Annotated in this window: 10 protein-coding genes; 8 read left to right on the top strand and 2 right to left on the bottom strand. The window is 66.6% G+C overall.

Annotated features, from left to right (window positions below):
- Positions 1-14 precede the first annotated feature (14 nt).
- The 5 genes from A39O_RS0123710 to eutC all read left to right on the top strand — a co-directional run bounded on the left by A39O_RS0123710 (position 15) and on the right by eutC (position 5513).
- Positions 15-371 (top strand): Na+/H+ antiporter subunit G, encoded by a 357-nt coding sequence (locus A39O_RS0123710; protein ID WP_020507157.1) that lies wholly within the window; start codon positions 15-17, stop codon positions 369-371.
- 406 nt (positions 372-777) lie between these two features.
- Complete coding sequence (gene eat, locus A39O_RS0123705) at positions 778-2229, top strand: ethanolamine permease (RefSeq protein WP_020507156.1); 1452 nt, start codon at positions 778-780, stop codon at positions 2227-2229.
- A 415-nt stretch (positions 2230-2644) separates the two neighbouring features.
- Positions 2645-3082 carry a DUF29 domain-containing protein gene (locus A39O_RS0123700; protein WP_020507155.1) on the top strand — a complete coding sequence of 146 codons (438 nt, stop codon included), beginning with the start codon at positions 2645-2647 and terminating at the stop codon, positions 3080-3082.
- Positions 3083-3305: 223 nt separating this feature from the next.
- A complete protein-coding gene (locus A39O_RS0123695) occupies positions 3306-4697 on the top strand; it encodes an ethanolamine ammonia-lyase subunit EutB (protein ID WP_020507154.1) in 1392 nt (463 codons plus the stop codon).
- Between the two features lie 21 nt (positions 4698-4718).
- Entirely contained in the window at positions 4719-5513 is a 795-nt protein-coding gene (gene eutC / locus A39O_RS0123690) for an ethanolamine ammonia-lyase subunit EutC (protein ID WP_020507153.1), read from the top strand.
- A 289-nt stretch (positions 5514-5802) separates the two neighbouring features.
- Here the strand turns inward: eutC and A39O_RS34870 are convergent, their stop codons facing one another.
- Entirely contained in the window at positions 5803-7296 is a 1494-nt protein-coding gene (locus A39O_RS34870) for an AMP-binding protein (RefSeq protein WP_245561969.1), read from the bottom strand.
- A gap of 544 nt (positions 7297-7840) precedes the next feature.
- Here A39O_RS34870 and mgtE point away from each other — a divergent pair.
- On the top strand, positions 7841-9352 hold the full coding sequence (gene mgtE, locus A39O_RS0123680) for a magnesium transporter (RefSeq protein ID WP_020507151.1): 1512 nt from the start codon (positions 7841-7843) through the stop codon (positions 9350-9352).
- A gap of 156 nt (positions 9353-9508) precedes the next feature.
- Here mgtE and A39O_RS0123675 read toward each other — a convergent pair whose 3' ends face one another.
- Positions 9509-10060 carry a pyruvoyl-dependent arginine decarboxylase gene (locus A39O_RS0123675; RefSeq protein WP_026199695.1) on the bottom strand — a complete coding sequence of 184 codons (552 nt, stop codon included), beginning with the start codon at positions 10058-10060 and terminating at the stop codon, positions 9509-9511.
- A 111-nt stretch (positions 10061-10171) separates the two neighbouring features.
- Between A39O_RS0123675 and A39O_RS0123670 the strand changes: the two genes are divergently transcribed.
- Positions 10172-11059 (top strand): arginase family protein, encoded by an 888-nt coding sequence (locus tag A39O_RS0123670; RefSeq protein WP_020507149.1) that lies wholly within the window; start codon positions 10172-10174, stop codon positions 11057-11059.
- Positions 11060-11550: 491 nt separating this feature from the next.
- The gene (locus A39O_RS34865) at positions 11551-12057 is read left to right on the top strand and encodes a restriction endonuclease (protein ID WP_020507148.1); all 507 of its coding nucleotides are present in this window, start codon (positions 11551-11553) and stop codon (positions 12055-12057) included.
- Positions 12058-12231 lie beyond the last annotated feature (174 nt).

Raw genomic sequence — 12231 nt, 5'->3', positions numbered from 1 at the left:
GAATAGTGGATAGCATGATGATCGAACTGGTGGTGTCGGTGTTGATTCTGGCCGGGGCTGTTTTCACCCTGATCGGAGCCTTGGGGCTGGTGCGTTTGCGGGATTTCTATACCCGCCTGCACGGCCCCACCAAGGCAACGACCTTGGGCGTGGGCAGCCTGCTGGTCGCCTCCGCCGTCTGGTTCAGCACGCGCGGCGCCGGGCTGAGCCTGCACGAAGTCCTGGTGACACTCTTCCTCTTCATCACAGCGCCGGTGAGCGCCCACTTGCTTGCCAAGGCGGCGCTGCATCAACGTCTGCACAGTCTGGCGCCTGAACCCGAATCGCAACCCGAATCCGCGGCGCAGAGCGAGGAAACAGACGCGGGTTGACCCGTTCTGGAGCCCAGGGCTTTACTGTGAAAAGCCGGCCGGGATCGTGTGGGAGCGGCCTCCGGCCGCGATGCGGTGCCGCGGCGACCTCTAAGCCTGCGGCTGCGCGCCCGCCCCGTCGCGGCGGGACGCCGCTCCCACAGGGTCGCTGCACGACTTACAGGGTAAAGCCTTGGACTGCGGCGGGGCGCGACGCGTCGGCGCAGGCACGACCGCGCCTCGGACAGCCCGGCCCGATGTTTGCTTTGATTGTGTCCTGAGGGCTGCAAGCGGCCCTTCCGCCGACCCACCGCACCGCCGCGGTGCAGCGACCCGGCGAACCGCCCGATTCGCAAGCGAAGCGCAACCGGCAGGAAGGCTTCCGCCTGTGATCGCGACACACCGCGCCAACCACGGGACATGACACATGGCCGATCAACCCAATATCCACGTCCACGGCGCCGACTATGAGAAGGTCGACGCGAGCTATTTCGAGCACCGACAACTGCGCACCGGGGCGGCCGGCTGGGTGCTGTTGGCGGGACTGGGGGTGGCCTATGTGATCTCCGGGGACTTCGCCGGCTGGAACTTCGGACTCAAACAAGGCGGCTGGGGCGGGTTGTTGATCGCCACCATCCTGATGGCCGTGATGTATACCACCATGGTCTTCACCCTGGCGGAACTCTCGTCCATGATCCCGACGGCCGGCGGCGGCTACGGCTTCGCCCGCCGCGCCTTCGGTCCAGTCGGCGGCTTCCTGACCGGCACCGCGATTCTGTTGGAATACGCCATCGCCCCGGCGGCCATCGCCGTCTTCATCGGGGCCTACACCCAGTCGCTGCTGGGCGTCGGCGGCTGGCCGATCTATCTGGCCTTCTATGCGGTCTTCGTCGGCATCCACATCTACGGGGCCGGCACCGCGCTCAAGCTCATGTTCCTGATCACCGCGGTCGCGGCCACGGCGCTCGTGGTCTACGTGGTCGCGATGATCCCCCATTTCAGCACCGCCAACCTGTTCGATATCGCGCCGACCACCGCCGTCGGCGCCAGCGCCTTCCTGCCCTTCGGCTATATCGGCATCTGGGCGGCGATCCCCTATGCCATCTGGTTCTTCCTCGCCATCGAGGGCGTGCCGCTGGCCGCCGAGGAGGCGGCGGACCCCCGGAAGAACCTGCCCAAGGGGCTGATCGTGGGCATGCTGATCCTGCTGTTCTTCGCCGCCTCGATCCTGGTCGTGGGTCCGGGCGGTGCCGGCTCGGCCACCATTCAGGCCAGCGGTAATCCGCTGGTCGAGTCACTGGAAGCGGCCACGGCCTATGGCGGGGGCACCTGGATCAGTGCCTTCGTCAATCTGGTCGGGCTCGCCGGACTGGTCGCGAGTTTCTTCTCCATCATCTTCGCCTACTCCCGCCAGCTTTTCGCCCTGTCCCGCGCCGGCTATCTGCCGCGTTTCCTGTCGCTGACCGGCGCCCACAAAACGCCGTGGGTCGCGCTCATCATCCCCGGCACCATCGGCTTTCTGCTGGCCCTCACCGGCGAGGGCGACCTGCTGATCCTGGTCGCGGTCTTCGGCGCGACCATCAGCTATGTGCTGATGACCGCCGCGCATATCGCGCTGCGGCGCCGTGAACCCGGACTCGACCGCCCCTACCGCACCCCCGGCGGCATCCTGACCTCCGGCATCGCCCTGGTCTTGGCCATCACGGCCTTCGCGGCCGGCTTCCTGGTGGACTTGCGGGTCGTGCTCTACGCCGCGGGCTTCTATGCGGTGATGGTTGCCTATTTCTTCTTCTACAGCCGGCATCACCTCGTTGCGCAGGCTCCGGAAGAAGAGTTCGAAGCCATTGCGCGGGCGGAGGCAGAGTTGGGGGGCGGCTAGCAGGCTATCGGACTGAAAGCGATGCCCAGGAGTAAAGCTCCGACTGCGCAGGATGTCGGGGCGACTTTAGTCGCCCCTACAGGCCCCCGCGGATCTTGCTGTACCCGCGCAACAGACCGGAGGTCAAGGCTTCAGCCGGACACGACACCGCCGCCCGCTAAAGCGTCGGCCTCCGGTCGCGTCGCCCGATCACCGAACGTTGAGCCCGCGTGGTACGAAGTTCTGGGGCGAACCGGATGTCCCGTGGCAAGCCAACGTCCTGGCCGGACTCATGATCCAGGCTGTCACGAGCCCCGGCCCCCGGTCTTGTACCTCACCTGCGCAGCGGCTAACATCAAGACCATCGGATTGCGCAACGGCTTTTAGCCGCGTTTCGTACCAAGATGATCAGGGACCCGAGGCGGAGGTTGACTCAATGAGCGTCACGACACTGCATGAGGCCGATCGCTTTGAATGGCTGGAACAGCAGGTCGGTTTATTGAAATCCGGGGCGCTCGGCGCGCTGGATATCACTCACCTGATTCAGGAACTCGAGGCCGAGATGGGAAACGAACGGCGCGAATTGTTCCGACGCTTACGTGTGCTCATGGCTCATTTGTTGAAATGGCAGTTTCAACCGGAAGCGCGCTCCAACAGTTGGAAGGGGACGATCCGTACTCAACGCAACGACATCGCTCGGCTATTCAAGGAAAATCCAAGTCTGCGCCGCTTCCTGGCCGAGGAACTGACTGATGCGTACCGCGAGGCGGTGGAATGGGCCGCGGATGAAACAGGGCTTGGGGACGAGACCTTCCCGACGGTTTGTCACTACGCGATCGATGACATCCTGAGCCGGGACTTCTGGCCTGATTGATCGGGCGATGATCGAAGTGGTACGAAGCGGCCTTGACATCGTTCCGGACAACGACGGCCTGTCCGCAACTGGAGGTCGAGGCTTTACCCGGTGGCGAGTCCCGAGATCTTAAAGAAAATCAGTGGCGTCTGCACGCCGGACCGGCTAAAGCCTCGACCTCCAGTGGCCGGAACAATAACCAAAGCCGCCAAAAGATAACCCACCTGGTTCATCCGGAGCCCCCATGCCCGTCTACCGCCACACCATCGGCACGACCAGCTACCGCTTCAACGGTCTGACTGACCTGTTGGCCAAGGCGTCCCCGGCACGCTCCGGGGACCAGCTCGCGGGGATCGCGGCCGTGGATGCCGCCGAACGGGTCGCCGCCCAGATGGCGCTCGCCGAGTTGCCGCTGACGACCTTCCTCAACGAAACGGTGGTGCCCTACGCGTCCGACGACGTCACGCGGCTGATCATCGACACCCATCAGCCGGCGGCCCTGGCCCCGGTGGCGCATCTGACGGTCGGGGACTTCCGTAACTGGCTGCTGGGCGACACGGCCGACGCGGCCGCCCTCGCCGCCCTGGCGCCGGGCCTGACGCCGGAGATGGCGGCGGCGGTCTCCAAGCTCATGCGCATTCAAGATCTGATCCTGGTCGGGCACAAGTGTCGGGTGGTCACCGCGTTTCGGAACACCATCGGCCTGGCCGGGCGCATGGCGACCCGACTCCAGCCCAATCATCCCACCGACGATCCCACCGGAGTCGCCGCGAGCATCCTCGACGGCCTGCTCTACGGCAGCGGCGACGCGGTGATCGGCATCAACCCGGCGAGCGACAGCACCGCCGCGGTGATCACCCTGCTGCGGATGCTCGATGACATCATTCAGAGCTACCGCATCCCCACCCAGTCCTGCGTGCTCGCCCATGTCACGACCCAGCTCGAGGCCATCACCCAGGGGGCGCCGATCGACCTGGTCTTCCAGTCCATTGCCGGCACCCAGGCGGCCAATGCCGGTTTCGGGGTGACGCTCGACCTGCTGGGCGAGGCGCGGGACGCCGCCCTGTCACTTAAGCGAGCCACCCTGGGCGACAATGTCATGTATTTCGAGACCGGCCAGGGCAGCGCACTCTCCGCCAACGCCCACTACGGTGTGGACCAGCAGACGCTGGAGGCGCGCGCCTACGCCGTCGCCCGCCACTTCAAACCCCTGCTGGTCAACACCGTGGTCGGCTTCATCGGCCCCGAGTATCTGTACAACGGCAAGCAGATCATCCGCGCCGGACTGGAAGACCACTGCTGCGGCAAACTGCTCGGCCTCCCCATGGGCTGCGATGTCTGCTACACCAACCACGCCGAGGCGGATCAGGACGACATGGACGTACTGCTGACCCTGCTGGGGGCGGCCGGCTGCAACTACATCATGGGCATCCCCGGGTCGGACGACATCATGCTCAACTATCAGACCACCTCCTTCCACGACGCGCTCTATATCCGCCAGGTGCTGGGGCTGCGGCCCGCCCCGGAGTTCGAAGCCTGGCTGCACCAACTGGGGATCTTCGACGGGAACAACCGGGCGGCGGTCACCAGCGCGCTGCCGGAGCCCTTCGTGCGGACCCTGGCCCAACTCACCTGAGATTGCCCCGGAGCGCACACCATGACCAATCCGCTTGTGCCGCAGCAGCCGGTCGTCGTCGCCAACCCCTGGGAGACCCTGCGCCGCTTCACCGCTGCCCGCATCGCCCTGGGCCGGGCCGGCGGCAGTCTGCCCACCGCGCCGCACTTGGCCTTTCAGCTCGCCCATGCCCAAGCGCGCGACGCGGTGCAGTTGCCGCTGGACCAGGCGGGCGTCGCGTCCGACCTGCAGACCCGCGGCTACCAAACAGTGCGCCTGCACAGCGCGGCACCGGACCGCGCGACTTATCTGCAACGACCCGACCTGGGGCGCCGACTCGCTGAACCCTCGCGGGAGACCCTGGCCGCACTGGCAGCCCACGCCGCCGCCCCACCGGAGCTGGCCTTCGTGATCGGCGACGGGCTCTCCGCCCGCGCCATCCACGAGAACGCCGTCGCTTTCCTGGACCAGATCGCCCCCCGGCTGATCGCCGCCGGCTGGCACCTCGGCCCGGTCTCGCTGGTCGCGCAGGCGCGGGTCGCCATCGGCGACGAGATCGGCCAGGTCTTGGGCGCCGCCATCGTCGTGATTCTGATCGGCGAGCGGCCGGGCTTGAGCTCCCCGGACAGCCTGGGCGCCTACCTGACCTACGGGCCCCGCATCGGCGTCACCGACGCGCAGCGCAACTGTATCTCCAACATCCGTGCCGCGGGACTGAGCCATGAGGCCGCCGCCCACAAACTCGCTTATCTCTTGGACGAAGCCAGGCGGCGCAAGCTGTCGGGAGTCTTGCTCAAAGACGAAGCCGGGACCCGGCTGCCGCTGACCGCGGACTGACCACGGCCGACAGCCGGCGCTCGGGCTGATGGTGGATGCGCTACGCGGCCTTGGTCATAAACCCAACCACCGACCGATCTGCACGGTCGTCGGTCCGCACAGCGGACCCTACAGGTCACGGTGTTACCGTAGGGTCCGCTGTGCGGACCGTCCGCGGCCGGCCGGAACGATGATCAAGGCCCGCCGCGCTTTCCGCTGGTGAACAAGGCGCGCCACTCGGTGCCAGGGACCCCGCGCGTCGGTCGCGCGCCGCATCAACCAGGGGTCGCACGATGCAACAGCTCCGCCCTCACCCGGCCGCCGCCTGAGCCAGCGTGCGCAGCCCGCACCGATCCAGTTTGCCTGATGCGAGCACGGGCAACTCGGGCAGCGGCAGGAAGAGCCGCGGACGCTCCGCTCCCGGCAGCCTGACCCGACACCAGGCGTCGAGTGCCGCCGGCGTCGCCTCGCCACGATAGAGCGCGACCAGCCGCTGGCCCCACACCGGGTCCGCGACACCGACGACCGCCGCCTCGCTCACTCCAGGCGCCTCGGCCAGCATCGACTCCACCCGCCCCGGATGGACATTGACCCCGCCGGTCACCAGCACCTCATCGGCCCGACCCAGGATCTGCAGCGCGCCGTCCGGCCCCCGGCAGGCGAGATCCGACGTGGTGAACCAGCCGTCCGCCAGCCCCACGCCGGGCATTCGCTGCGGATTGGCGTAACCCGCCATCACCACCGGCCCGCGCACCCGCAGCCGCCCGGTACCGTCCGCACAGGCCGGGCAGTCCAGATCCACACCGGCCAGCGGTTGGCCGATGACTCCGGACGCGGGAGCCTGCACCAGACGCGCCGAGGTCGCGATCTGCGCCGCGGTCTCGGTCATCCCGTACGTCACGTGCAACGGCCAGCCGGCCGCGATGGCCTGCCGCGCCAGCGGCGGACTGAGCGACTGCCCGCCCACCAATACCACCCGCAACGTCACAGGCGGCGGGTGCCCCAGGGCAAGCAGGCGCGCCAGCATCGGCGGCACCAGCGACAGGTGCGTCACGGCCTGCGACGCGATAGCGGCGGCCACCGCGCCCGCGTCGAACCCGTCATGGAGCACCACCGCGGCCCCGGCCAGGGCACAGCGATAGAGGATCGAGAGCCCGCCGATATGGCGCAGCGGCAGACAGCACAGCCAGCGATCACCGGCGCGCAGATCCAGATGCCGATGACTCAGCGCCGCCGCCGCCAGCACATTGCCCTGAGTCAGCATCGCCGCCCGCGGGGCGCCGCTGCTGCCGCTGGTCTCCACCACCAAGGCCAGCGGTGAGGACCAGTTCGCGGACCCTGGTACCGCACCCGGCGTCACCCGCGCGGGCGGCAACGCCAAGCGAACCAGCCGACCGCCGTTCAAGCCATCGGTTCCGGCGGCCCGCCAGACCCACTCGGCACCGGTCCCCGCCAACAGCGCGTCGCCGGCCGGGTCATCCGCCGCGGCGCGGATCGGCAACAGCGCCGCGTCACTCTGCGCCAACGCGTGCAGCATCAAGATCAGGTGCGTCCCCGGCCGCTCCGGCACCGCCACCAACTGGCCCGGCTGCACACCCTCCGCCCTGAGCCGCGCCGCCAGGGCCGCGGACCGCCCGGCCAGCTCTGCATAGCTCCAGACGGATTGCCCCGCCTCCGACCCGGTGATCAGCGCAGGCTCCGGACCCCGGTGCCAGGGCGCCCCGGCGAAGACCGCTCCAGCGGCAAGCGAAACGGCAGGAACCAACTCCCGCATCCCGGTCGAGCAGGTCGGTGAATCATTCATTTGAGACTTGGTCATCGGGGCCTTGATGCAACCCTGTGGGAGCGGCGTCCCGCCGCGACGGGCCGGGCGCGGAACCGCAGCCTTGTAGGTCACCCCGGCACCGCATCGCGGCGGGACGCCGCTCCCACGGGGGACATGCTTCGTCCTGGGTGACTGATGTTCCTTCCATGGCCGTTCGCCGGTCGACATCGCATCTGCGTGGCCTAAAGCCTCGACCAGTGCGCGACTCCCGTGTATCGGCCGGAACGAGGAACTGCCGCAGCAGCACAGGACCATTTTCGGTTCATTAACGCTGCAGTACTATATCCCTGCCCGGTAATCACTTTAGGCGATTGCCGGAAAATTCGATACCAGATCGCGAAGGATTTTCGTCTGCCTGCAAGGAGCGCCGACAGAAGCAGAGCAGGGCGATGTGACTGTCGGCGCGACGCGGAAAGTGGGCGAAAACGAGCGAAACGGCTGCCTGGCGTCGGGGCGGGATGCTCCTGGCCGGAGGCGTCGCTTTGTTCATCCCCCAGTCACCGCCCGCTGGTAAGCTCTCCCCGTGCAACCGTCAGCCCTGCGCCAGCGGACCCGCGTCGACCCGGAGCGCAGTTGCCTGAACCTGGTCGCCAACTTCAGGAGCCGCCACATGCCTTTAACCCCCACCACCCCACCCGCGCAGACGCCGCCCCTGGTCTGGACCCGCTCGCACCTGGGTGAACTCAGTGCCGCCAACCGGGTGGTCGTCGACGCGGCGGCGCAGCTCATCAAGGCCGGGGCACGCACGACCCTGATGCCGGCCTTGCAGGCCTGGCCGCCGACCCATGTGGTGGAACTCTTCGTGCACCTGCCGCTCAAGCGCGCACGGGTGCTGTTCCGTTGGCTCGACCCCGAGCAGGCGCGCGTGATCGCCGAGTTGGACGACACCTTTCGCGATGTGCTGCTCGCCGATGCCACCGTTGAACGACTGGTACACGTGATCGACGCGCTGGAACCGGAAGAGGCGGCCGCCGCCCTGGCGCAATTGCCCAAAGCACTGCGCAAGCGGGTGCTGCCCCTACTCCAGGGGCACACGACCATCACTGAACTGGCATCCTTCGAGGCCGAGTCGGCCGCCAGCATCATGAGCCCCAAGTTCGTGGTCGTGCCGCCGGATTGGACGGTGGGCCAGACCATCGAGGAGATCCGTGCCCACGCCCACACCATCGGGCGGCTCTATGCCGTGTATGTGGTCGACGCCGAGCGGCGGCCGCTCGGCTATCTGCGGCTGCGCGACCTCCTGTTGCAGCCCGACACCGAGCGCGTGGGCGACATGATGCACACCGACTTCATCGCCGTCGGGCCGGATACGGATCAGGAAGAGGTAGCGCGGATCGCCGAGCGCTACGAACTGTCGGTGGTCCCGGTGGTGGACCGCGTCGGGCGGCTCATCGGCCGGATCACACCGCAGCGCCTGGAACAGGTGATCCGCGACGAGGCCGCCGAGGACATGAAGCGGATGAGCGGTCTACCGCGCGACGCCCGCCCGGACGAGTCGATCGGGCGGATCGTCCGCGGGCGGGTGCCCTGGCTGCTGCTGGGGCTCGCCGGGGCCACCCTGTCGGCGGCCGTGGTCGGCGCCTTCGAGGACCAGTTGGCGCGGGCGGCCATCCTCGCCACCTTCATTCCGATCGTCATGTCGAGCGCCGGCAATGCCGGCATCCAGGCCTCCACCGTGGCGGTACAGGGTCTCTCGACCGGCACCGTCACCTTCGACGATCTCGGCTGGCGGCTGGGCAAAGAACTACTCGCGGCCCTCGCCAACGGGGCCATTGCCGCCGGCGTGCTGATGGCCCTGGTGCTGTTCATGGCCCAGTGGGTGGAAGTCGGCAACCCGGTGCGGCTGGCCCTCACGGCCGGTCTGGCACTGACCACCGTCATTACACTGGCCGTGGCAGTGGGGGCGACCATCCCGCTGGTGCTCGACCGGCTGGGGATCGACCCGGCGATGGCCACCGGGGTCTTCATCACCACCGGCAACGATATCATGGCGGTGGCGGTGTTTTTTCTGATGGTGAGCTTGATCTATCTGTAGTCGAGATGGCCTTGGTTATAAACCTGGCCACCGTGCGATCGGCACGGTTGTCGGTCCGCGCAGCGGACCCTGCGGGTCACGGTGTTTCCGTAGGGTCCGCTGTGCGGACCGACGCGCCCGGCCGAAACGATGATCGCGGCCGGTGCGCGTGCGGCCTCAGGAGAACAGAAACACGGCCGCACTGACCGCGCAGGTCCAGCGCCCATGGGGGTCGCCTTCAGTCGCCGCGGTCATCGACAGACTCTCGATCACCAGGTTGCTGTGCTCGTAGATGCTGCGACGCTCGTTCCAGGCGACCTCCGGGTCCAGATCCAGCCCGAGCGTGCTGGCGAGCATGCTGGCGGCCAGGTCTTCGGCATGGTCCCCGCTCTGCACGGCTGTTTGGCCGAATCCGTGGTGTTCGGAGATGTAGCCATAGCCATCGGGGTCGGCGGGTCGGGCGAGTCCGATGCTGGCATGGATGCGGCGGCCGGGCTCGTTGGTCTCGATCCGGGCCATCACACAGAAGGTGATGTCGCCGGGCTTGAGAGCCTCGACGCCGACCTCGCGGGGGATCAGGGCGCAGTGGGGCGGGACGATTGACGAGACATAGACCAGGTTCTGCTGCTCGATGTCGGCATCGCGCAACGCCAGCTCGAAGGCGGTCAGGGCGTGGCGGTGAACGCCGATGCCCTTGGTCAAGAACACGCGCACGGGTGTTGGAAACACGATCGATTCCTCTTGGCAGTCACGGCGAGCTGAGTCTAACGCCGGGCGATTTGCGGGCCGGTATCTTATGATGCGGTCCAGGCGATTTTAGCGACCGGCGTTTTCCGAATCATGACACCCACCTTTGCCATCCCGCCCACCTTTCTCGGCAGCACTCTGGATCCTGCGGCGGCGCGTATCTGCGTGGCCGGCGTGCCGCTGGATCTGGGCACCACGAACCGCGCCGGGGCACGCGAGGGGCCGCCGGCGGTGCGCCGTGCCAGCCGCATGCTGGTGGACGGCGACAACCCGGCGAACTGGCGGGATCCGCGGACGCTGGGGCTGGCCGATGTCGGCGACTTTGCGATTGCCCTCGGCGACCTCCCGGGCTCACTGTCCCTGATCGCCGACCAAGCGGCGGCCTATGCCCACCTGGTCACCATCGGCGGCGACCACAGTATCACTCTGGCGCTGTTGCGGGCGCTGGCGCGGCGGTGCGGGCCGCTGGGGCCAATCGGCCTGGTGCACTTCGACGCCCATGTGGATACCTGGCCCGACAGCTTCGGTCAGCCGCTCGGCCACGGCTCGGTGTTCTACCGGGCGATCGTCGAGGGCCTAGTCGATCCGCGGCGGATGATCCAGATCGGCATCCGCTCGCCCTGCGAGCGCGCCGTTTACGACTGGACCCTGGCCCAGGGCGTGCGCATCGTCACGGCCGAGGAAGTCCACGAGACCGGACCGCGGGCCGTCGCCGATCTGGTGCACGCGGTGCTGGGGTCCGGCCCGGCCTATCTCTCGTTCGACATCGATGCCATCGACCCCGGCCAGGCGCCCGGCACCGGCACCCCCGAGGTCGGAGGACTGTTCACCTGGCAGGTCATGGCGATCCTCAAGCGGTTGGAGGGGATCGACTTTCGGGGCATGGATTTGGTCGAGGTCGCCCCCGCCTACGACCAGGCCGAGATCACCGCGCTGGCCGGGGCCGCGGTGATTTGGCAGTACCTTGGTCTGCAACCCTGAGCAAGAACGCGCAGCTGCCGCACCGAACACCACAACGTCCAACGGGACCGGGGCCGACGGCCCAAAGAGCGTCCCGAGGACCAGCGACTAAACCGCTCGCAACGCTAACTGACACGTCAACCTTCACTCGTACCGAGGCGGAGCCGCGGAACCAGAGGGAAACGGGCTTGTTCGGTGGCGCTTACGAGGGTACTCTCCTAAGCGAAAATCGCAATCGCCACAACGGCGTGGCCGCGAGAAGCGTACCAATTGAATCTAGAACATGTTAGCGCGTCGTCAGAACTTAACACGGTAAATCCCCGGCCTTCATGGACAACAGCTACCACTATCCTCCGGAACTTTTCTCGCTTCTTGTGGACACGATTCCACGTCTTTGTCGTTACTGAGTTCGATGATTTCTCTACCTGCTGGGCCGACGATCAACTTAAAGCCAAGGGGCTTGTTGCCGAAGTCCAACGCGTCGTCAACGATAGTTATACGCACTGTTTGCGATGGAAGACGAGCCACAGAAGAGAGGGAAGCAGCTAGAGGCCGTGCTGAATGATTTGTTTCGAGCTTACGGCTTTCTGATTCGTGAAGACCTTCGCAGGAAAGACCCGGAAGGAGCCGGGGTCATGGAGCAAATCGACGGTGTCATAGAATTCAAAGGCCATATCTATCTTGTCGAAATGAAATGGGTCAAAGATCCCGTTGGGGTTGAGAAACTTGGCCCACACTTGGTAAGACTTTTTGGTAGAGATGGCGCTCGGGCGCTTTTCATCGCAGCAAACGGCTACGCCGATACAGCGATTGCGCAATGTCGAGAAGCGCTGGATAAGAAAGTAATCGCACTGATCAACCTCAACGAAATAGTCATGATGCTGGAGGCCGAACGCAGCCTGGGCGAGCTATATAGTGGACCCCATGTCCAGGACAGTTTTCCCCCGAATTTAAGTTGTCGTGCCGACGTTCATCGCAGCGGTTTGGCGCTGCCCCAGCCACCGCGGAGCGGTCGTTAAGACGGCATCCGCGCAGCGATTAAGAAAAGATCTGTTGCTGTTGCGCCGCAGGCGTTCTCAGCCAGCTCCGGCGGCCGTGCGGCGCAGTGTGGGCAAAGGGTGAATGAGTGTGGGCAAGGTGGGGGCAACGCGCCCACGGCGCGTTGTCCCCGGCTTGTCCACACGGTCGCTACT

The sequence above is a fragment of the Lamprocystis purpurea DSM 4197 genome, from assembly GCF_000379525.1.
Taxonomy (GTDB): Bacteria; Pseudomonadota; Gammaproteobacteria; order Chromatiales; family Chromatiaceae; genus Thiodictyon; species Thiodictyon purpureum.
This window is presented reverse-complemented; position numbering and strand designations above follow the sequence as displayed.